Source organism: Nostoc sp. JL23 (genome assembly GCF_017115065.1).
GTDB lineage: Bacteria > Cyanobacteriota > Cyanobacteriia > Cyanobacteriales > Nostocaceae > Nostoc > Nostoc punctiforme_A.
Genome location: NZ_JABXKN010000117.1, coordinates 1 through 23456 on the forward strand (window position 1 = coordinate 1; position 23456 = coordinate 23456).

Annotated in this window: 13 protein-coding genes and 2 pseudogenes; 7 read left to right on the forward strand and 8 right to left on the reverse strand. The window is 40.7% G+C overall.

Translation table 11 applies throughout. The features are described 5' to 3' along the window. Positions 1 to 111: 111 nt before the first annotated feature. Positions 112 to 616 (reverse strand): annotated as a pseudogene (locus tag HWQ42_RS23370) (transposase); the annotation flags it as partial. Positions 617 to 917: 301 nt separating this feature from the next. Here HWQ42_RS23370 and HWQ42_RS23375 point away from each other — a divergent pair. Continuing rightward, the gene (locus tag HWQ42_RS23375) at positions 918 to 1106 is read left to right on the forward strand and encodes a helix-turn-helix domain-containing protein (protein WP_292816527.1); all 189 of its coding nucleotides are present in this window, start codon (positions 918 to 920) and stop codon (positions 1104 to 1106) included. On the opposite strand, the gene HWQ42_RS23380 is transcribed toward HWQ42_RS23375, so the two are convergent. From HWQ42_RS23380 to HWQ42_RS23410, 7 genes are all read right to left on the reverse strand, one after another. Continuing rightward, on the reverse strand, positions 1101 to 2843 hold the full coding sequence (locus tag HWQ42_RS23380; RefSeq protein ID WP_292816529.1) for a peroxidase family protein: 1743 nt from the start codon (positions 2841 to 2843) through the stop codon (positions 1101 to 1103). The two genes, HWQ42_RS23375 and HWQ42_RS23380, sit on opposite strands and share 6 nt — an antisense overlap. 232 nt (positions 2844 to 3075) lie before the next feature. Further along, a complete protein-coding gene (locus tag HWQ42_RS23385; protein WP_292816531.1) occupies positions 3076 to 4095 on the reverse strand; it encodes a WD40 repeat domain-containing protein in 1020 nt (339 codons plus the stop codon). A gap of 77 nt (positions 4096 to 4172) precedes the next feature. Beyond that, the gene (locus tag HWQ42_RS23390; RefSeq protein ID WP_292816533.1) at positions 4173 to 4739 is read right to left on the reverse strand and encodes a ferric reductase-like transmembrane domain-containing protein; all 567 of its coding nucleotides are present in this window, start codon (positions 4737 to 4739) and stop codon (positions 4173 to 4175) included. A gap of 423 nt (positions 4740 to 5162) precedes the next feature. Further along, on the reverse strand, positions 5163 to 7058 hold the full coding sequence (locus HWQ42_RS23395; RefSeq protein ID WP_292816535.1) for an alpha/beta hydrolase: 1896 nt from the start codon (positions 7056 to 7058) through the stop codon (positions 5163 to 5165). Positions 7059 to 7359: 301 nt separating this feature from the next. Beyond that, positions 7360 to 8190 carry a glycoside hydrolase family 19 protein gene (locus tag HWQ42_RS23400; protein ID WP_292816537.1) on the reverse strand — a complete coding sequence of 277 codons (831 nt, stop codon included), beginning with the start codon at positions 8188 to 8190 and terminating at the stop codon, positions 7360 to 7362. A 72-nt stretch (positions 8191 to 8262) separates the two neighbouring features. Then, complete coding sequence (locus tag HWQ42_RS23405) at positions 8263 to 8670, reverse strand: hypothetical protein (RefSeq protein ID WP_292816538.1); 408 nt, start codon at positions 8668 to 8670, stop codon at positions 8263 to 8265. Between the two features lie 214 nt (positions 8671 to 8884). Then, the gene (locus HWQ42_RS23410; protein WP_292816540.1) at positions 8885 to 10027 is read right to left on the reverse strand and encodes a hypothetical protein; all 1143 of its coding nucleotides are present in this window, start codon (positions 10025 to 10027) and stop codon (positions 8885 to 8887) included. Positions 10028 to 10572: 545 nt separating this feature from the next. Between HWQ42_RS23410 and HWQ42_RS23415 the strand changes: the two genes are divergently transcribed. The 6 genes and pseudogenes from HWQ42_RS23415 to HWQ42_RS23440 form a co-directional block, all read left to right on the forward strand. Further along, a complete protein-coding gene (locus HWQ42_RS23415) occupies positions 10573 to 11883 on the forward strand; it encodes an AAA-like domain-containing protein (protein ID WP_292816541.1) in 1311 nt (436 codons plus the stop codon). Between the two features lie 505 nt (positions 11884 to 12388). Further along, positions 12389 to 13000: a hypothetical protein gene (locus HWQ42_RS23420; RefSeq protein ID WP_292816543.1), complete on the forward strand. Its 612-nt coding sequence runs from the start codon at positions 12389 to 12391 to the stop codon at positions 12998 to 13000. Positions 13001 to 13062: 62 nt separating this feature from the next. After that, on the forward strand, positions 13063 to 15369 hold the full coding sequence (locus HWQ42_RS23425; RefSeq protein WP_292816545.1) for a TOMM precursor leader peptide-binding protein: 2307 nt from the start codon (positions 13063 to 13065) through the stop codon (positions 15367 to 15369). 37 nt (positions 15370 to 15406) lie between these two features. Further along, positions 15407 to 16489 carry an amidohydrolase family protein gene (locus tag HWQ42_RS23430; RefSeq protein ID WP_292816547.1) on the forward strand — a complete coding sequence of 361 codons (1083 nt, stop codon included), beginning with the start codon at positions 15407 to 15409 and terminating at the stop codon, positions 16487 to 16489. A gap of 201 nt (positions 16490 to 16690) precedes the next feature. Then, complete coding sequence (locus HWQ42_RS23435) at positions 16691 to 22894, forward strand: AAA family ATPase (protein ID WP_292816549.1); 6204 nt, start codon at positions 16691 to 16693, stop codon at positions 22892 to 22894. A gap of 376 nt (positions 22895 to 23270) precedes the next feature. Then, positions 23271 to 23390 (forward strand): annotated as a pseudogene (locus HWQ42_RS23440) (ISAs1 family transposase); the annotation flags it as partial. Positions 23391 to 23456 lie beyond the last annotated feature (66 nt).

The window sequence follows — 23456 nt, forward strand, 5'->3', positions numbered from 1 at the left end:
TACCTTTCTTAGACTCTTTAGTATATGTGTACTATATTTAGATGCGTTTGCCCTGAGATTATCCCTCCGTATTATCTCGTAGTCTTTTTCAAAAATCAAATATGATTCCTATATTTGTGGTTTGCTTTGGTAGGTATCTCCTTCTAATAGTCTTTGTTTCGGTTTATAGACTTCAAACATCAGAGGAAATGTCATTCCCTCAAATAATCCATAGGCTGTAACTGCGACTATATCCTCGATTTTTCCTAAATTACCAATGTACGGTCGTTTGACATAATCCGTTGTTGAGCCTTTCTTTTTATCTCCTGTTTCATCAATAATAAGGATTATTTCTCTTCCTGCTAATACTTGTAGTATCAGCTTTAATCTCATCTCTCTCAAATATGACAATTTCCAAGGAGATTCTGTTAAGAAATGCAATAGCCCTTGCTCGTTGCTTAAACCTACCACACGCGAGGAAAGCTGGTAGAGTTTTGCGTTTAATATCCGATATCATCCCAATATGTAGATATTTAAACGCATCAAAACTTCTCATTTCTGGAAAGAGTTTTTTATACCATTCACAGTAATCGTCAACAAATTTTATCGTTTCGGATGCAACTCTAGCCTCAAACATAGTCCAGCAAAGAGTTTATGATACTTTACCTTATTATTCTCTCATGAGAGTGATGGAAGAGCGATAGATTGTTTAAGTGTTCTTTTCTTAATTATCTTGATTTTTTGCGTTTTTAATAATTGTCAATATTTGTACTTCAACTTGAAGTGCGAATTGTGGGATATATTAAACAGGAAAAAGGCTTGATATGCAAAAGCAAATTTTGGGTTTAGCGATCGCAATGCCAAAAATCATAAAAATTGAGCCATATCTAAGCGAGTAAGAGTTAGAGACAGGTTATCGCAAAGCCAAAGAACCAGTATTGCGAACGCATTACCAAATAATTTGGCTTTTAGCTAAAGGTATATGCACGCAAGAGGTAGCAGCAGTTACAGGCTATAGCCGTAGTTGGATTTATGAGTTGGTTTGGGGTTACAACCGCAACGGATTTAAAACTTTGGGAGACCAACGGGTTTTAAATCCGCGTCGGTTTAAAACCAGTGATTCATAGAGGTGCTTCGATATTTTGTCCAGCAAATTTGAGTAGGTTAGCAAAGATAACTGTCTGATCGCCACCTAAAATTGGCTGCCAATCTTTAGGTGCTTTATTAATATAAGATTCCCGATCAGAATCTAAAAGTCCATAAAATACCTCAGCTACAATTCGACCACCTACCCAACCTAGCTGGGTTTTGGCGCCAACACCATTTAGTAAGTCTACTTCGGAAAAACTTTTTCCCACACCAAAGTGATCTACTAAAGGAGCTTGACCCTCAGCTAAAATGTAAAACCAGAGTGGGGTGTCGTTTTGCAGACTCTCAGCAATTGGCTCAAACTTGAACAGTGCATCCTTTGCCGAATTTTCACCTGCTGGTCGTCGTACACTGAGTTGATCTGATGTGAGAGGGATAGCCTGAGTAAAACCTTTGTCCTGTAAAGCTTTGACAATCTGTTGCCCACCTTGTACTCTGTAGTTGTTGCCTCGCAATAAATTAAGCAGTGCTAGGGATGGACGTGGTGGTACTACTTTCTTGTCTGGCAAGGTGTCAGGGCTGATCGCATCTTTAACTTCTTTAATAACCCCCCCAACATTCTGGCTGGTTGGCAATACAGGGGACGGTAAAACGCCAAGTGGATCAACCAAGTTGGAATCAATTTTGTAAGCTAGTTGTAAGCGTACTTTTGGATCGGGCGTCTCACCAGCAGGACTTTCACGAGGCTCATTGGGTAACACTCCTGGACTTGTGAGTGGGAAAAAGCGCGCCCAGTTATCAATGACGTGATGACTCGGTAGTGGCTCGAATCCTAACAAGCTGTCATCGTCTGGGTTGCAACTTTCACTATCCGGGAAAATGCTAAATCTTTTATCTTTGTTAAGGCGATAACCAAAGCGTACTCCAGAATGTCCAAAGCGGTAAGCTGCTACTACAAATTCGCGGGGTAAATTCTCGCGTTTGTCTTCTGTGTAAAGAGCATAGTTTTGGGCGCGCTGGTCGCGAGTTTTGTGTTTTAGACCTTCTAGAACATCTGCGTTAACAATGCGCGGCAAAAAGTCTTCTATCACTATCTTTTGATAAACCCAGCGTACTTCGTTTCGTGCTGCTTCAAACAAAGCAGTACCCGTCAGTTTCTGATCGTCTTGCAGTCTGTGATTGTTTTGTTTAAGCTTTGCTACTACTGCATTATGATACTTGACAAAAGACAATTGAATTTGACTGATGATCGAGTTTTCATCATTACGTTTGTCACCAACAATCGCGCGACCATTGGGGCTACGCAGTAGATCTTGATCTGCCTGATTTTTAAAGTCTTCAACTAGCTTTGTATTACTGAGAGTAGGTTTAACCTGATTTTCAGTACCATTTTTATATAAAAGAGTAGCCCCATCCTCAGCGTACATAAAAGGTTGAGCATCAGGACCGTCACCATATAAGGAATCCAAATCAAAGCGTGGAGTTCGTAAATTACTTGGCAAACGATCTTGAGAACCAATATCTACTGGGTTTAAAGATGATGTGTTATCAAAGGTTAGATCGTGATCGATGAATTGACCAAAGTATGTATAACCTGCTGGTAACAGCAAATTTTCTTCAGGATCAGGACCATCTTTGACGGTATCATGCGCTGACTTTATGCTGTTGGCAAGTTCTAGTAGTTCATGGGTCGGGTAGCTTTTTGCTCTTAAAGGCAGTAAATGTGTAAATGCTTGTTCTCGTGTGCCGACGGAACCGTGACCAAATCCACTCATATAATGCTCCAAAATTAAGATAAAGTTAATTAATTGAATGACTATTGCGTTAAAGCAATCTGCACTTTAGATTTCGATAAACTTATCAAAAGAAAGTGATTTTGACAGCTTTGACACTTTTGTAAGCAGTGATGGCATAGCCTAGTTGTCAAATTAATGTCGGCTAGGATGTATCCCTATCTATCATCAGATTTCCTCCTTATAGATTTGTTTACTTTCTGAAAGCTTATTGTCACTCTTTAGGAAGAGACCAGAGTTTGATGGTTTTATCGGCACTGCTGCTGGCTATCATCTTTCCATGCGGTCTGAAAACTACTGACCGCACGCCTCGCTTATGCCCGATCAAATTCTCTAAAAGTTTGCCTTCAGGCAACCCCCATAACTTGATAGTGCTATCATTGCTACCACTAGCTAATCTCTTGCCATCGGGACTGAAAACCACTGACCACACAACTCCATCATGTCCAATTAGGGAATGCAACAATTTACCAGTGGGCATTTGCCAGAGTTTGACTGTCCTATCAGCACTGCCACTCGCTAAAGTCCGTCCATCAGGGCTAAAAGTCACTGAGCGCACGGCTTGTGAATGAGCATTCAGGGTTTTTAGAACAGCACCATCCATGAGCCGCCAAATTTTGAGTGTACCACTCTCATTGCCACTAGCTAATGTCTGCCCATCCGGACTAAAAGCAACAGTTCTTACCCACAATCCATCCGATAACTGATGAACTTGTACGCCAGTCTGCACGTTCCAAATGCGGATGGTTGTGTCAGCACTACCACTCGCTAACCACTTTCCGTTGGGGCTGATGGCAACGGCTTCTACATCATCTGTATGGCCATCTAGGGTACGAAGCAGTTGCCCCGTCTCTAAATTCCAGAGTTTAATACGGTTATCCCAACTGCCACTAGCGAGCAGCTTGCTATCAGGACTGATGGCAAGGCTTACCACTGCATTGCCGTGTCCTTCTAAAGTATAGAGTAAGGTATTACTAGGCAGATCCCAAATTTTGATTTTTTTATCGTAACTGCCACTGGCGAGTAAGCATCCATCAGGGCTGATTGCTAATGCGTAAACCCAAGTTAAATTTCCTTGGACAGAACGTAAGGGTTGAATGGTTGCAACAGAGATAGTAGCAACACTAGCGTTTCGGAAGTGGAAGAATAGGTTAGCACAACTGCTACTACCAACCAAGATCGTTAGAGTGCTGATTGCTGCTGAAGATTTCCAGGTAATTTGTTTCGATCTCATAACAGGACATTCCTTGTGCGAGTGAAAGAATAATCTGACTTGCACCCACTACGTAATGGTGTCGGAGACTAGCGGTACTATAGAGTAATTTTTTCTGGAATTTGAGATGAGAACGCTTTTCCTTTCGCTTTTTGTTGTTTATTCCGATGTTCAATCCAGCGTCGCATCAGAAATAAAAGGGTTGTCGTGACAATCCCTACTAGCCCAATCGGGGTTAAATAGCTCCAGTGATCTAACATTTTGTCCCAAATGTGCCAAGTGAGCAGGAACATAGCTAAGTAAGTCAGGGTATGTAATCGCTTCCAATTTTTTTTCAGTCTTTTGACACTCCAGTCATTAGAAGTAATTGCCAATAGGGTAAAAATTATGAAGGTAGATACACCTTGGATATAAATCCAATAGGTATTAGGATCTAAAAAATCAAGGTCTCTCTTTTTCACTAAGAGGAAACCGTGAAGCAAAGCCAAGCAGAAAGCCAGAATACCGATAATTCGTCGATATTTCAACAGCCATTTGGGAAGGTTCGCTTGTTTAGTTTGAGGAAAAATGATTCTGAGATTCGTGGGCATTAAGGTGAGAATATAAGCTCCTAAAGCTAGAAATCCCAAGCTGTTTTCTAACGGTGCTGTATCGATTGCTGCCATGACCAATCCTCCTTAATTTTTCAATAAAAGCCACTTTTTTAGAAGTATAAATATTTCCTACACCCACATCAGCGAGTCAGGTCAAAGCTTGCCAGCGTAAAACTGGTATATTTATCTAACTCCACTGCTAACTAAGTTAAAGCCCGAGATTTACTGACTCATTTCTGACTTGTGAGTACTTTTGTTATGACTTTTATCATCTAAGAATTGAACAGTCGTCATGAGAGGATGTTTATAAAGCCTGGGTACTTCTGTAGAACTATCTACGCCTAATTAGATATTTATGCAGTTTTACAAAAACTGGGGTCAAATTTGTAGGGCAGCAGAAGTGGATTTGCCAGAATCAGGGTAAACGCTTCAGTTCGGGACAGAAGCCTCGGTCTCGCATTTTGCAGTTCGCAATTCGCAATAGCGGATAAAATATTATTTTTTTGACATAATTTTAGAGCGAACTTCATCGCGTTTTTCCCCCATGACATCAATATGGTAACGTTCCGGTGATAATACTGCTTGGATTTGTTTTTTCTCGATGATCCATGAGAGATAATTGAGCGCAATCTGCCTTTGTTTGGTACGTAGTTTGTCAGAAACTGCCCCTATTTGAAGGTTGTTCGCCCAAACAATCTTATCCTCAAGTTCCGGTGGTCGCAGTTCTTCAATTCCCATATCCTTTGGTGGGGTAACCAGCAGAAACTCCAGAAACTCCTGGAAGCCAACAAAAGCCAGTTGAAAAATTAACTGCTGACTAAATTCTCCCCAAAAATAGCCACCGTGGACATCCGGTGTATTGCTACGAAAATATGCCCAACCGAGTTGCAGGTACTCGAAAAAAGTTAAGGGCGAGGTTTGTTTGTCCAGAATCATGACGTAGCGATCGCGATTAGGTACATTAGCATAATCTGTTCGGTCTTTGTATTCTGTACAATCAAAGTAAGTAAATAAATCAGCTAACGACTCCTGATCTTTAATTGCTGTGGCAACTGTGGACTGATATTCTTGGTAAGCTGGATCTAATCCCTGGCTTTGCACTTTGTTCAAGACATTAATTTCTAAATAATTAAGTAATGAACTAGTCTCACATAATCGCTTGCGTAAGTTCTGATCCTTCCAGTTGACAATTCCATACTCACTCTGAAATTGCCCTGTTACCTTGTTTAACTTACTGCTGTGATCGCTATTGGAACGAACAGTCACATTACCTAGCCGATACCCTTGTGTTTGGGTCTTTGCTGGAAAGGAAAAGTAATTAGCAGCCGTAGAAGCAAGACGTAGGGCTAAATCCCCTTCGTTACTGAATAGATACGCCTCTTCAAATCTTCGTAACGATGACCGTAAGAAATTGGATCTTCCAGAAGTAATTGCCAGTACAGGAATATCTGGTGCAACAAGAATTAAACGACCTAAACTAAAAACCTGCCCAATTCGCGAAGAAGGTCTTTTCTCAGCTTTTTTATTATTGATGTTTCCTACAGAATCAGAGTCAAAGACATCAGATAGAATTCGGACTGCTTGTGTAGTTACCTGACTACCTAGACTATGCCCAATGAAGGAGAGTTTAATCGGGTGTTGTTTCCAATAGTTTTGAGCCTTCTCCTCTGATTTAACTTCTAGAAAGCAGCGCTCTATCAAACCTTTATCTAGTTGGCGAATCAGTTCAACCAGATCGTGGACTCCGTAGTTGATTGCTCGATAAGAGTCACGAAAATATACAATTACACGTAAAATAATCAGGCTGAAAACAATGCTAAACCCGAATGTTCCCAAAACAACCGGAACGACAAACATTGGGGAAGAGACCCAGAAAAACAATAACACTGAGGCGATTGTCATAATTAAGCTTCCCCATAGTAGAACCTTGAGTAGAAAGGGTAAAGTACTTAGAGAAGTAATAATATTTTGACCTGTAATAGTTTCCGAAGGCCAGCGATAACCAAGAAACATTAAACTATCTGACTTTTGAGAAATTAAGGCATTACTGTTGACATACTTACAAAGTTGTTGATAGTTTTTCCAAATTCCATCAGTGATCGCCTCATTGGTAACGGGTAATATATTTAAATCACTATTCGCACCTCCTGTGTTGTACCCATGAATAGCAATTACCACTCCTAGTTTGTCAGAATTTTTGGGGCAATTTTTACTTTTTGTATAAAGGAGATTAATTATTGTTTTAATCGTTGGGCGTGTATTATCTTCTTTGATATCTTGTAAATCTTCTACATTCGCTCTTGCTGTACTGCGGATCAGATATCCTGGAATTCTTTGGGATTCTGGAGCACAGTCCGGCTCAATAAACAAGTTATCTACCAAAATATCCATACACTACTTCCTGTAGAAATCCTAAATGAGTTTTGAGAAAACACGTAGCTAAATAAAAACAAATGATTGAAACTAAATCTGCGGAATATATTAATGTGGATGTGATGGCATGTCTGTGTAGGGAGTACCATCTAGTTTTTTAATTTCACGCCAGCAGTTCCCATCACCTAATTTTTGTAGGGCAATGAGAAAAAAGGGTATCTCCTGCCATAACAATGTATAAATTACCGAGTGTACAAGACACAAATCAACTCCAAAATATGAGGAAGAATATCTTCCTATAACAGAGATGTTCGACTACTTAGCAGGAAAGATTTTCGCCAGGTGATACCCCCAACCTCTGGCAAAAATCCAGATAAAAATTGATTCGATTTTGGGCTTCCTGTCTGCCTTCTGGGGACGCATTAACTCCACATTCGATGCCACCATTGATGATGAAGATTGTCATGCCGAAACCGGAGTTGCGGATAGCGTCGTGGCACGATGTCATCCAGAACCACAGGGCGGTCATGAAGGAAATAGCGCTATCTGTTGAGACCAAATCAGGGTTATTGAGCAGATCAATACCGAGAGCCGCCCCACATGTGGCATAGTTGTAGTTCCACGACAACTGGATCGGTCCGCGACCGTGATAGGTTTTACCCTGCACACACGGATAGGTTGTGGGATCGCAGTAGTTACCCCATACTGCTGTGTTCAGTTCATCAATGTATTGTAAAAAACCCGTCTCTTGGGCAACATTTGCCAGGAATGCAGCCGCCTCACGTCTGCATTGTTCGTCCGATCCTTCATTGCAGAAGCTTGGGTATTTCTGCGTGGCGGTCACTAGACCGTCGTAGGAGTAAAAACCATTTCGGTTTGGGAATATAGCCTCGAAGGTTTGGCGCGATACAATACTTGCGAAACCATTGCCATTGCCTGTTGGGGGAGGGGGTGGTGGAGTGACAGACCCGTTAGGAATGCAGATTTCTTGACCTACCTGTAAATTTGAGGTATCCGCATCTGTGAAGGGAGTACCATCTGGTTTGAGAATCTCACGCCAACGGTTACCATCACCTAATTGTTGTTGGGCAATAATAAAAAGTGTGTCTCCTGCTTTAATAATGTATGAATTACCGAGTGTACAAGACATAAATCAACTCCGAAAAATGAAATTCTAGAATTGCCGAAAAAACTTAAGATAGATTAAGTTCAGCAATTAGGGCTAAATATTTGCAGTCACTCCAGTTTGAATCGCAAGAATTATGCCAGTTGCAATACGAGTTACCTCAGCAATACTTTGCAAGAAATTATGAAAATCTTGAATTTTTTGTGTAGCTTTTTTAAGGTTATCTGTTGCTATTCCAATTTTTGAGGCAGGACTATCTTTGTCAGTATTTAATAAAACATCAAGCTTCATATTCATAATCAAGCCTGATAATTTTCTTGATTTGATCTCCAGCTTCTGCAATTCTCCTACAGCCTCATTAAATTGGCTTTGAGAAAGATTTCCTGAATCATGTTCTTTCTCTACTCTATTCATTACCTCCTCATATCTTTGTAACATCTCCGAGCTAATTAATTCGAGGTCATCTTTAGTTAACTGCTTAGTAGTGGGAGTTCCAGTTGTCATAATCTTATTCCTTCTAGTTGTTTGTAACTATTTATTGTTCCGGTACGTTAATCTAAAAATACCCAATCAAGTAGGTATCTATAGCTATTAGAGATTTTTTAATTTTGGCAATTCTATATTTATGAGTAAGTAATATACACCCAATAATAAGGAATTATTTATTTTAAAAAATGACTATTTTCTTGAAGTTTAAGTTCTGCCCATACTCGGCACTTCAATCTTGATTGGTTGAACTAGATTGTTGTTTGATGTGTGCAAGTAGAGGCATTACTTTGCTGTTATATGCTTTTGCAACCTTTCTTATCTGTTCTAACTCAGATTGACTGATCTCCTGATTCAGAGAATCAGTTCCTGGAGTTTTCATAGTTATTATATTACTGCTATTTCTAGCAAAGTACTTATTGCATTTAGCTGTTAACTCAGGTGAGAGATTATCCTTTCCATCATTAAAAATACGTTTGAGGTCTGCATGAGCAGCAGCAGTTGTCTGGATAAGAGTCACATAAGCTGCTCCAGTATTCTTTTTACTAATAACCTTTGATATCTCATCTTGCATATCACGATCACGCTTTAATTGTGTGTCTTGTAATGAAGTAAAAACTTCAGGAGAATCAGAGTTGAGAAGCAGATTTGTCTTATCAGTCAAAGGTGAACGATATGCTCCGAAATAACGTGTTATCGAATCAATTTCATCATCAAGAAGCGCTTTTACATAGAGTTCATCAATAAAACTTGCTAAACCTGCAGAGTATGTTTGAATATCTTTGTCAGTACAAACTATGGCAGCCTTGAGGTTTTTTCGTCGGAAATTACCCAAGAATAAATTTGTTAAAAATGTCGCTATATTTACCCCAGTGTCAATTGTGTTTTGCTTAAACTGAAATGGTGGTGAGTTCTTAGTTTTAACTTTCAACCCTTGTAATGCTGTACCAATTTCTTCAAACTCCGTTTTTACTGTATTTCTGTCTTCTGTTGCAAGCGATCCTATGGCCCCTACGTACTCAACAATAACTTCACCAGCTATTTTAGTTCGTACTGAATTTGGTCGGAACATCGTATCACAATCCTTTATGGCATCCCTCATATTTTGCCGAGTCTCAGAGGTACCGAGAGCAAGCCAAGTGCTTGAACGAGTACAAGAGTTGTAAATATCGTCAGCAACAGCAGTATTTAATTGCTCAAGTGCATTCGATGCGTCACCAAATCCTTTAGCAGTTTTAATATCGCTACTTGTGCAACTACTTAAAACCAGAGATGCTGGAATTAAAGTAAGAAAAATTTTGATTTTTAAAAAAGTTGTTTTTTCTAAAGTTTTCTTTTTTTCTATCTTATCCTTGGCGAGGAATTGGTGATTCATAATAATTTGTACTTTTGCTTTACAGTTTTGTAGTCAAGCTGCTCTGGTAGAGGTGATCGCAAACCTGTTAGAATTATCCCTCTTTAAAGAAACAAGGCAGGAGGCAGAAGGCAGAAGGGAAGAGGATTTGACTTGTTTCTTCCATCCATAACGGAAGCGAACGTGTCCGTAAACAGCTTCTGTCAGTTTCGTGAACCTAAAATCTGAAACCTTTATTTAACAGAGCTTTTAGCAATTTATTATTAATAGATTGCTAAAATCTTTAACATATCTAAATTTGAAAATTAGTAAATTGTTTTTGTGATTCTTAATTTGAGACAAGAGGCATAATTTAAAAGGATATTAGATTGTGAGTGCTACCGAATCACTGGAATTGCAAGCTTCAATTTAAATTTATCTTAGTGTTATTCCCTGACATCCTCATATATTTATCAAACAATACTGCATACTGACTTACTGCCTGAAAATTACTGACTTCTTTCTGACTTGTGACTGACTTTTAGTCTATTACTGGTAAAATTTACACAGTCGTAAGAAAACGAGCTATGCCAAGATCGCTCAGGGTTCGTCAGGAGTGCATTCAGAAAGTAAAACTGGCAGTCAACCGTAATGGTTATCCCAGTCAAAGAGTTTTGGCTGAAGATGTAGACTTGGCCTTAGCCACAGTCAGTAACTTTCTTACAGGTAAACCCGTTGACCACACAACTTTTGAGGAACTCTGTCGCAAGTTAGCACTGGACTGGAGTGAAATAGCCAATCTAGATTTTGAGTTTTCATCTCAAACTATAGACAAAAATACTAAAACCCTTGAGTTGAGCAATGTCAACGAGGAGATGTCGCCTCGCTACCCCAGTGGCTCAGTCCCTCTAGGCTCCCCTTTTTACCTAGAACGCGCTTCCCTTAAGGAGCAGGTCGATCGAGAAATCAGAAAATCAGGAGCTTTAGTGCGGATTAAAGCTCCTAGAGAAATGGGCAAGACTTCACTGCTACTAAGGATTCTCGACTCTGCTAAACGCCTGGGCTACTGCACCGTAAGCCTAAATCTAGACCAAGTTGACCAAGCAATCTTGAGCGATTTGAATAAATTTTTGCGCTGGCTGTGTACTAATGCTGCTCGCCAGCTTCAGCTAAAACCGAAGCTAGACGAGTATTGGGATGAGGATTTAGGAAGCAAAATTAGCTGTACTTCCTATTTGCAAGACTATATACTAAAAGAAATTTCGACTCCCCTAGTCTTGGCGTTGGATGAAGTGAATCAGATTTTTGAGCATCCTGAAGTAGCAAAGGATTTTCTACCTCTGCTGCGCTCCTGGTATGAAGAGGCCAAAACACTGCCTATCTGGCAAAAGCTCCGCTTGATCGTGGTTCACTCGACGGAAATTTACGTTCCCCTCGATCTCAACCAGTCACCGTTCAATGTGGGGTTACCAATTCAGTTAAACAATTTTAGTAAGGAGGAGGTACAGCAGTTAGCTCAATGTTACGGATTCCACTGGGAAGATGGGGAGGAAGCTAGGCAACTAATGGACATGGTAGGGGGACATCCCGCACTTGTACAAATCGCTCTATATCACCTTAGTCGTGGGGATGTAACTTTAGAGCAACTGCTGGAAACTGCTCCCACATCTACCGAAATTTATTCCCATCACTTGCAGCGACATTTGATAACACTGCAAGAACAACCGGAATTAGCCAGTACCCTTTATGCAGTCATAAGTGCTACTGAACCTATACAATTAGATCGTATCCTGTCTTACAAGTTAAGCAGTTTGGGGCTGATTGTTCAATTAGGACATAAAACAGTACCGACTTGTAAGTTGTATCGATATTTTTTTGAAAATCAACAAAGGAGGTAATATGAGCAATCCTGATAATAATTTAGAGTAGTACGAAGCTCTTATTAATAACCTAGAGCCTATTGCTCTGGAAAATCCAGCTTATGAGCAGATTTTAAAGGATTTGCAAGGAGGAACGATCAAGAGTTCTGGACGAAACTACTCTCTATATATCTTTATTCAGTTTGGCAACGAAAAAGTAAAAGACGTGAAACAATGGATTCGGGATCAAGCCAAGAGTATTACGTTTACATGGAAGCAATAGAAGCAGACAGAAACTTATAACAGGATAAGACAACAGGATCTCAGTTTTTCAGGGGAACTGTGTAAAAATTTTTACTATCTTATCAAGGTTATAAGACTCTTGGATTCGATTTTCCTAATTCAAAGCCTGATGAACAAGGTGATCGGGGATTGGAATCTATTGTATAAAAATAGAGGTGGCGAATTCTTCTTTGTCCCCAGCATTAGTTTCCTTGAAAAGCTAGCTATTGTATAAACTATTTACAGAATTGAGAGGTAGATTATGGAGTCAGATATTTCTTCAAGACAAAATTGGAGCTACGTTTTAGCTTTCGCTTGGTGGTCTAGTAAATCAGATATAGTGTTTATACATGACCTGAAGCGAGATCCCAAAAGCGCCATCAATGACCTTGCAAACGGGGAGGAAGGCAAGTATGGGCAGATTTTATTAAATGTACCGAATGAAGAAACCAGAAACAAGATAAAATCTAACGCCCAATCGATCATTGACCGATCAAAACTTCAAAAAGGTGAAATATATAGGGGCTATCTACCGATTCCTGAGGCTTCAGAAGTTGGAGCTTTAGCAAACTTGGATCGTGAACAACTGAAGAATTTGTTGCAGCTAGGGATAACAGGGATACTGAGTTTCGACGTTCAAGCAAATTTATGGGCAGATGAATTGGTCGAAGCGTGGAAGAATAGGGAGCAGTTAATAGCAATTCAGCGAGATCCTGCTCAAAATTTACGCAACAAAGACACGTTAGATTTTAGATTCCCATTGCCCGATATACCAAATGGTTTAAAGGAATTGAAGATTGAGCAGTTACAGGAATTCCTCGGTGATGAAGCTCATATGGAACATCTAGGAGGAATATTTTTATATGGATCTTGATAGATTCATTACTGCTTGGTGTAGATTCGCATTTTCTTTTTCCATCTTGTAAAGGTGCCTAGATGAAATTTAAAGGTTGCTATCGTATTGAGAATATAAAAGCAGAAGCTATATTTTTTCTAACAGAAAGAAATTCCTCTTTGCTCTGCAACCATCTATTCCAAAAGTTAGTTCCTTTAATTGATGGACATCACACAATTGAGGAAATTGTTGAGGAAATGCGACTTTCACTATTAACAGAAGAAGCATCTGATGAGGAGCATATTCTCACCGTTGCCCAAGTTCACTATGCTCTGATGCAGTTAGAACAGAAGAGATACCTTGTCAAAGGCGATGATACTCTCTCATCGGACTTAACAACCTTCTGTGAACATTTAAGCATTGACCCTAAAGAAGCTCACTGCCGATTGCAAGCTACAAAAGTGAGAGTGAGTTCCTTTGGTTGTAATCTTCCGATTTCTCAATTCAAAGCTACCTTAGAATCACTGCAAATCCAAGTTTCCGAAAAGGCAGATATAGAAGTAGATATAGAGATTGTCCTAACTGATGATTATTTGCAAGATGGGCTGTCCGCTTATAATCAACAGGCTCTAGACTCATCATCCGCTTGGATGCTGGTCAAACCCGTGGGAACCATTGTTTGGATCGGACCTATATTCCAGCCAGATCAAACAGGTTGTTGGCAGTGTCTAGCTCAACGCTTGCGAGGCAACAGACCCGTCGAAGAATTTATTCAACGACGAAAGAATATTTCAACTCCTCTCATACCTCCGCTTGCTTCTGTGCCTGCCACATTACAAACAGCCTTGAGCATGGCAGCGACAGAAGTTTTTAAATGGATTGTCCGGGGAGAAAATAAGCGACTGGAAGGAGTATTAGTAACCCACGACACTCTTTCTCTAGAAACACAGAACCACATTTTGGTTAAGCGACCTCAATGTCCAGACTGTAGCGAAAAAGGGGTCGGATGGTTGAATTGCAAACCCATGCCTGTTATTTTAGGTCATCGGAAAAAATCTTTTTTAGCAGGTGGAGGACATCGCCTGTCTTCTCCAGAAGAAACGCTCAAAAAGTATCAACACCACATTAGTCCGATTACGGGAGTTGTTCGAGAACTCCTGAAGGTAGATCGAAATTCAACTAGTTTAACTCATACTTATTTAGCGAAACATCATTTTGCTACCCTGTTTGACGATTTAGATGCCTTACGCCAGTACACTATAGGTAGAAGTGGAGGGACAGCACCGACTGACCAGCAGGCTAGATGTAGCAGCTTCTGTGAAGCGATTGAGAGATATTCTGGAGTCTTTCAAGGAGACGAAATCAGACAAAAAGGCAGTTATCAGCAAATGGAGAGCAAAGCCATTCACCCCAATGCTTGTATGAACTTCAGCCAAGCACAATACCAAAATCGTCATGAGTGGAATGCTAGCTGTTCTGGTTTTTTGGGTAGCTTTCAAAGGGTTCCAGAACCTTTTGATGAGGAAAGAGAAATTGAGTGGACTCCTGTTTGGTCTCTCACGCTGCAAGAATTTAAGTATCTGCCAACTGCTTATTGCTATTATGGCTACCCCACTCCCTCCAAGCCTGATTGTTGGGCTGACTCCAATGGTTGCGCGGCTGGTAACACGATGGAAGAAGCGATCGTGCATGGTTTTATGGAATTGGTAGAGCGGGATTGCGTTGCCTTATGGTGGTATAACCGCCTTCAGAAACCGAGAGTAGATTTGGATAGTTTCGATGAGCCTTATTTTCAAGCTCTGAAGGATTACTATCAAACAATTCATCGAGATTTTTGGATTCTAGATATTACCAGCGATTTGAATATTCCTGCTTTTGCTGCCATATCTAGAAGAACGGATCGAGAGGTAGAAGATATTATCTTTGACTTCGGTGCTCATTTTGACCCTAAGACTGCTATCTATAGAGCCTTAAATGGCTTGAACAAAATACTTCATGCTGTTTTAGCTGCTAATCCTGATGGAAGTACTCGTTACACTCCATCTGTTTCTCAGATGACCATCAATTGGTGGAAAACAGCAACGCTCGAAAATCAGCCCTATCTAATTCCTAATGAAGGCGTTCCTTCAAAAGGTTACTCTGATTATCCGCAACTTTGGAGCAATGATTTACTGGAAGATGTCATGACTTGTCAGCAGATCGTTGAACAAAACGGTATGGAACTGTTGGTTTTAGATCAGACCCGTCCCGATATCGGCTTGAAAGTTGTAAAGGTTGTTGTTCCTGGATTGCGTCACTTCTGGAAGCGCTTGGGAGTGGGACGACTTTACGAAGTTCCAGTAAAATTAGACTGGTTAAAAGAGCCGTTTCAGGAGCATGAACTCAATCCATTTACAATGTGGATGTAAAGTTTCTCCAATTCCTGCCCTCAACCTCTGATCGCCCATGCTCGACCAATATCGCATCATTGATGCAGATGCCCACGTAATCGAACCACCCAATATGTGGGGAAAGTATCTAGAACCTGCATTTAGACACTTTGCGCCTTCTTCAGATCTGACTATCGCAGGTGAATCACTCCTGCATAAATACTCTGATCGCCTCCGTCTCGAAGGAGCCAAACAAGTTACCCAAGCTTATGCCGTGTCTTGGCAAAATGGCTTTGACGCAGAGTCTCACGTGCGGGCAATGCAGCAGATGGGGGTTGACATTTCTTTCATCTATCCGACCTACTTCTCGTGGATCTGTGCTGTAGACACTATGCCCCCTCAACTTGTAGGTGCATTCGTCCGTGCATACAATCGTTGGCTACAAGACTTTTGCAGCTATAATCCCAAAACTCTTCGAGGCGTAGGAGTTGTAAACCTGCATGAACCTGAAGAAATGGTTTCGGAATTGCAGCAGATCGCTGCTTTTGGTTGGAAAGCGGTCTTTTTGCGCCCGAATCCTGTCAAGGGGCGATTACTTAGCAACTCTGCGTATGAATCATTTTGGTTCAAGTGTGAGGAATTGGGAATTGCCGTTAGCATCCATGAAGGAACACACTGTCGCCTGCCTACGACTGGAGGCGATCGTTTCAACACTCGCTTTGCGCTACACGCTTGTTCTCATCCAATGGAACAAATGATGGCTTTGTTAGCATTGATTGAAGGTGGAGTTCTAGAACGTCATCCTAATCTCAGAATTGGGCTGCTGGAGGCTGGTTGCAGCTGGCTTCCATACTGGCTATGGAGGCTCGATCGCGAGTACGAAGATCTTCACTGGGAAGTTGCAGGTAACGTAAAAATGAAGCCGTCCGAATACGTTCGTCGCCAATGTTTTATTGCGATTGAGCCGTCTGAACCTTGTCTAGCTCAGATTGTCGAGTTTATTGGCTCGGAGAATTTAATTTTTGGCTCTGACTACCCTCATATGGATCATAAGCCAGATGTAGTCGCACAAATGCTAGCTCTTGAAAAACAACTCTCCAAAAACACTGTGCAGAAGATCCTCTGGGACAATCCCGCTCGTTTCTACGGATTGGAGTAGGCAGTGTATTATTTATTGTCTTCGAAAACAATTGCTGAGAAAACGATTGTCCAGAGAACTAAGCTTTATAATATACCATTATTAGAAGCGTATATGCTGAGGTAACACTCTTAACATTCTTTAGTTAATCAGCAGAATCTTCTGAGTGATTTGCGCTCGAGCAAATGATAAGCAGAGTGTTGCTTTGGAGAAATCTTAGCGATGAAGGCTATTGCCGATTACCAAATTATCTCCAAGATTTACGAAAGTGCCAATTCATTGGTCTATCGATCTGTCGCTAAATTTAGCAATCAAAGCGTTATTCTCAAAGTTCTTAAAGAAGATTACCCGACCCCTTCAGAGTTGACTCGATACAAACAGGAGTACGAAATTACCCGTTATTTAGAAATCGATGGAGCGATCAAAGCCTATAATTTATTGCCCTATGAAAGCACACTGGCAATAGTTCTAGAGGATTTTGGGGGTATATCATTAGACATTCTGATGGAATTTAAAAAGTTTGCGCTCTCAGAATTTCTCCTTATTGCCATTCAGATTGCTCAGACGCTTAGTGAAATTCATGCGACTAATGTTATTCATAAAGATATCAATCTTTCTAATATCGTCTATAATCCACAAACTGGACAACTCAGAATTATTGATTTCGGTATCTCGACCACTTTTACCCGTGAAAATCCGACGATTAAAAGTCCAAGTGTTCTGGAAGGAACGTTAGCCTATATGTCGCCAGAACAAACTGGCAGAATGAATCGGATACTTGATTACAGGACTGATTTTTACTCCCTCGGTGTAACTTTCTACGAGATACTCACTCAGAGGCTACCGTTTGAAACCAATGATGCTTTGGAATTAGTTCACTGTCATATTGCCAAACAACCCGTTTCTCCTCACAAAGTTAATTCAGAAATTCCGCAAGCTGTTTCTAATATTGTCATGAAGTTGTTAGCAAAAATGGCTGAGGAGCGATATCAGAGTGCGTTGCGGATAAAAACAGATTTAGAAGAATGTCTAAAACAGCTACAGCAGACTGGAGAGATTTCAGAGTTTCCGCTAGCTCATCACGACATTCCCGATCGATTAAAAATTTCGCAAACACTTTACGGTCGAGAAACTGAAATAGAATCTTTACGCTCAACATTTAAACGTGTTGCCGAATGTGAACCACAGCATAAGCACGTCGAAATGACGCTGGTTAGCGGTTACTCTGGCATTGGCAAATCTGTGCTTATTCAGGAACTTTATAAACCTATTACCCAGCAGCACGGTTACTTCATTTCTGGAAAATTTGACCAATTCCAACGAAACATTCCTTATTCTGCGGTTATCTCTGCATTTAAAGTTCTAGTAAGACAACTGCTCACTGAAAGTGAAGCTCAGGTGGTTCAATGGCGTGAAAATCTTCTCGCCGCTTTCGATGGTAAAGGTCAAGTGATAATCGATCTCATTCCGCAAATCGAACAGATTATTGGTTCTCAACCTCCAGTGCAACGACTGGAACCAACTGAGGCACAAAATCGCTTCAATGCAGTATTCCTACAGTTTATTAGAGTCCTTTGTCAACGATCTCACCCCCTAATTATCTTCATAGACGACCTGCAATGGGCTGACTCTGCCAGCTTAAAGCTAATTGAGCTGATGATCGCCAAAAATAATACGGGGTATATGCTTTTGCTTGGTGCCTATCGTGACAATGAAGTAAGTCCCAATCACCTTACAATGATAACGATCAATCGCTTGAGGGAGCAAGGAGCGATAATCAACAGCATCGTTCTGAACCCCTTGAAGATCGACGAGATTATTCAGCTGCTTGTAGACACCCTCTACTGCGATCGAGAAACCGTCACTTCTCTAGCAGAATTGGTCTTTAAGAAGACTTCAGGAAATCCTTTTTTCATCAATGAATTTCTCAAAACAATTTACCACGAAAATCTTCTAACTTTTGATCGACAGCAAAAGCGCTGGCAGTGGAATATTACTCAGATTGAAGCGCTGGGTATCACGGAAAATGTAGTGGATTTAATGGTTGGGAAGTTTAGAAAACTTCCTGAAACGACTCAGAAAGCACTGCGCCTAGCTGCTTGTATTGGGAACAGTTTTGACCTCAGTACACTCTCAATTATCTACGAAAAATCGGCTCCCGAAACCTTTAGAGATCTCTTGCCAGCAATTCAATCAGGAGCGATTCAACCCATTTCTGCACTGGAAACAACTTCAGAAGCACCGATCAAGTCTGCATTATTGATCCAAGATTACAAATTTCTGCATGACCGAGTACAACAGGCTGCTTATGCACTAATTGATGACGAGCAAAAAAAAGCAGTTCACCTCCAGATTGGCAGGCTTTTACTTGCCAACATTAATGAAGAAGTATGTGAAGAAAAAATCTTTACCTTGATAGATCATCTTAATGAAGGACGAGCATTAATTGAGAGTGAAGATGAAAAAATAGCGCTAGCAGAATTAAATTTACAAGCTGGCATAAAAGCAAAGGAAGCGACGGCTTATACTGCATCCAGAAATTACTTAGTTATAGCTGAAAATGAGTTTCCAGGAGATATCTGGAAAGAGAACTATGACATGTCTCTCAACCTTTATAAAGAGCTGGCAGAGGTTGAGTATCTTAACGGAAATTTCAAACGATCCCAGTTCCTAATCGAGATGGTATTCAGGCAAGCAAAATCAGCTCTCGACCGTACAGAATTTTATTACTTACAGATTATTCAATATACCTTGATAGGAAGAATAAGTGAGGCAATCGATTCGGGTCGAACTGCACTTAAAGCGCTAGGAATCAACCTGCCTACGGAGAACTTGGAAGCAGCCTTTGAAGCTGAGTTTATAGAATATCAAGAGAATTTGGGCAGACAGGAAGTTAGCTTATTATATAACTGCCCAGAAATGGTAATCCCAGAGAAAAGGGCTGCCTTAAAAATATTAATTCGCATCTTACCAGCAGCTTGGATTTTCGATCCAGTCCTGATGTACATCGTCGGGACTAAAATGGTCAATCTAAATATCAAATATGGGCATATGGAAAAATCTCCGATAGGTTATGCCTGCTTTGGAGTGATCAATACTCACGCGCTGCACAACTATCACTTGGCTTACCAACATGGCTGTCTCAGCGTCAAGCTAGCTGAGAAATATAATGATTTAGGTTCCAAACTTGGGACACGTCAGTTTCACGCCTGTATGATTATGCCTTGGTTGAAACATATTAAGCACTCTGAGAGAGTCAATATTGAAGGTATTGAGGCAGGCTTACAAGCTGGCGATCTGCAACCCATTGGATATAGTTTAACTTACAATTTGTATAATCTTATTTATCAAGGTAAAAATTTAGATATTCTTCTGAAGAAAGTTGATCGCAGTTTGTTGTTCAGTGAAGAAAGTCAGAATCAATGGGCAGTCAATTGTATATTAAGTGCTAAAATTATTATTCAAAATTTAGTGGGTCTTACTCAAAATAAATCTTGTTTTGATATTGAAGAAATAGAGGAAGCCCAATTTTTAGAAACTTGCCAAAAAGATAAAACCCTTGCAGCAATCTGCTTTTATTACATTTTTAAAGCTGAGGTTCTCTATCTATATAGTCAGCCGATTGAGTTAAGCCTTTTAGAGCAAGCAGGCAAATGGTTTGACTACATTCCGGGTACTATCTCAATTGCCAAACATAATTTTTATTACTCACTAACGCTAATTGTTCTCCATCATCAGGCTTCATTAGAGGAACAAGAAAGATACTGGCAGCAACTTGAGGCAAATCAACAGCTTATGAAAGAGTGGGCAGATAACTGTCCCGAAAATTTTCTGCATAAATATCTTTTAGTAGCGGCAGAAATGACTCGCATCTCTGGTCAGTGGCATCAGGCAATGGATTTATATGACCAAGCCATTGAGTCTGCTAGAGAAAATGAGTTTATCCAAAACGAAGCTCTGGCTAATGAACTTGCAGCAAAGTTTTGGTTGGAACAAGGAAAAGAGGATTTTGCCCAACTTTACATGAGAAAAGCTTGCCAAGGCTACCAGATTTGGGGGGCAAAGTGTAAAGTCGAGTTTTTAGAGGCAACATACCCTCAGTGGTTTTCTCCAAGTTCATCGGTAAGAAACCCGATCGCAGGAACGACCGCATCGACAACAACTTCTAATCGTTTGCTTGAGACACTCGATCTAACAACCGTTATGAAGGCATCGCAAGCGATCTCAGGCGAGATCGTGTTCGAGAAACTGATTGGAAAGTTGATGCAAATTGCCATCGAGAATGCTGGCGCTCAAAAAGGGTTTTTGATTCTTGAAAAGGAAAATAATTGGGTTATCGAAGCTGAAAAAATCATAGATTCCGATGATGTTCATATACTGCAATCAATTCCAATCGACTCAGTAAATGTTGACTCTCAGATTCCTCTTTTGTCAATCTCTATTATCAATTATGTCGCCCGCATTCAGGAAAGTTTAGTCTTAAATGATGCTGCCCATGAGGGACACTTTATTCGCGATCCATATATTGTCGCCACTCAACCCAAATCCGTTCTTTGCATACCCTTACTCAATCAAGGCAAGCTTAACGGTATATTATATCTGGAAAACAATCTGACTACTGGTGCTTTTACACCTGATCGCCTAGAAGTTTTAAAACTCCTATCTTCTCAAGCCGCAATTTCTCTTGAAAATGCTCAACTTTATGTTGCACTACATGAGAACGAGAAAAGATTAACTCAATTTTTAGAAGCTATGCCCATAGGTGTCTTTACACTTAATGCTAAGGGCGAACCCTACTACGCAAATCAGGCTGCCCAGCAAATCCTTGGCAAAGGGATTGTAAGTGGAGCCACAACCGATCTATTGAGTGAAATTTATCAGACTTATTTAGCAGGGACAGAGCAATTATACCCAACTCAACAACAACCCATTATACGAGCCTTAAATGGCGAAAGTACAACTACGGATGATATAGAGATTCACCAAGTTGGTAAAACAATTCCTTTAGAAGTATCAGCCACCCCTGTTTTCGATGAGAAGGGCAAAATTGTCTATGCGATCGCTGCCTTTCAAGATATCACCCAACGCAAACAAGGCGAAGCCGATCGGGTTCAGTTGACCCAAGAACTAGCCTTTAAAAATCTTGCTCTAGAACAAGCTAAAGATGAGCTAGAAAGGTATAGTCGGACTTTGGAACAAAAAGTCTTAGAGCGCACCCAAGAACTCTTACAAACCCTAGAAATTCTCAAAGCCACCCAAGCGGAACTGCTTTTTGAAAATGAGCTACTCAGAAGTACCGAACAATCCGCCACCTTTGACTATCAAGTTGGTGGAAGCTTGTCTATGGATGCTCCCACCTATGTAGTGCGCTCCGCAGATCGTTACCTCTACAAAGCCTTGAAACGTAGGGAGTTTTGCTACGTCCTCAATCCCCGGCAAATGGGCAAGTCCAGCCTCATGGTACGCATGATCGATCACCTCCAGCACGAGGGGGTTTGTTGTGTGGCGATTGATATGACCCGCATTGGCGGTGAAAACGTTACCCCTAACCAATGGTATAAAGGAGTAGCCTTCGAGCTAAGGCGACGTTTTGATTTACAAGGAAAGGTAAACCTAAAAACTTGGTGGCAAGAGCGAGAAGATCTTTCTCCAGTTCAGCGGTTAAGTGAATTTATCGAAGAAGTGTTACTAGTTGAAGTCGGCGTAGAAGATGGCACTCCCTCAAAACAATTGGTCATTTTTATCGATGAAATTGATAGCCTCCTGGGCTTAAATTTCCCAGTCAATGACTTTTTTACCCTGATTCGTTCCTGCTATAACCAGCGCAGTTTCAATCCCGAGTATCGGCGTTTGAGTTTTGCTCTCTTTGGTGTTGCCATTCATTCTGATTTAATTTCCGACATCCAGATAACGCCGTTTAACATTGGTCAGTCAATTCAACTCGAAGGCTTTAAAGAGCATGAAGCTCAACCGTTGCTTGAAGGATTGGCAAAGAAAGTGAGCAATCCGCAAACGGTATTGAAAGAAATATTAGCCTGGACTAGTGGCCAGCCTTTTTTGACTCAAAAGCTCTGCAAGCTCATCCGCAATAGTTCTTCGCCCATTCTCCCCAATGGTGAAGCGGAGTGGATTGAGAACTTGGTGCGGACGAATGTAATAGAGAATTGGGAATCACAAGATGAACCAGAGCATTTGAAAACCATCCGCGATCGCATCCTCAAGAGTAAAAAATCTGTTCAGCTACTAGAAATCTACCGACAAATGTTGGATCAGCGAGAAGTTGTTGCCGTTGACAGTCCACAGGAAAGAGAATTGCTCTTGTCAGGATTAGTGGTCAAGCAACAGGGTTATCTCAGAGTCAATAACCGTATCTATGAATCGATCTTTGATAGATGTTGGGTCAGGGCAAACGCATCTAAATATTGACGAGCCTGAATCAGGGGGAAATACACCAAGACTCAAACCACATAAGGCTTTGGTGGAAATTAAATTTCACTCTGTATGGAAATGATAATCATTATGAGGGGGAAGTTAGAGGCAGCCGACGGCTGCCTGAATTTTCACGGGAAGTTCTCAAGCCACTAAATAGCGTAGGTTTTTTCACAGTTTGATTCTCAATAGTTTTAGATTAATGACTAGGAATCACGAGAAGATCAGCGGAAAGAAAAACTCAATTTATGTGATCGCTAAGCGACCAAAGTGACTTTTACAGATGCCGTGAAAAGTCAGGACGGCTGCCTGTCAAAGAACTGGTATTCTCACATTTATCAGAAAGAAGAATTACGTTCTTATTCTCCTGTTTATGAAGCTCAAGGCGAAAATCACAATTGCTGACCATTTTGCAGTGATAGAAGACCCACGAATAGATCGGACTCTCAGGCACAAATTAATCGATATCATAACTATCCCTGTTTTGTCACTCTGGCAGTAGTACAGGGCAAACGCATCTAAATATAGTACACATATACTAAAGAGTCTAAGAAAGGTA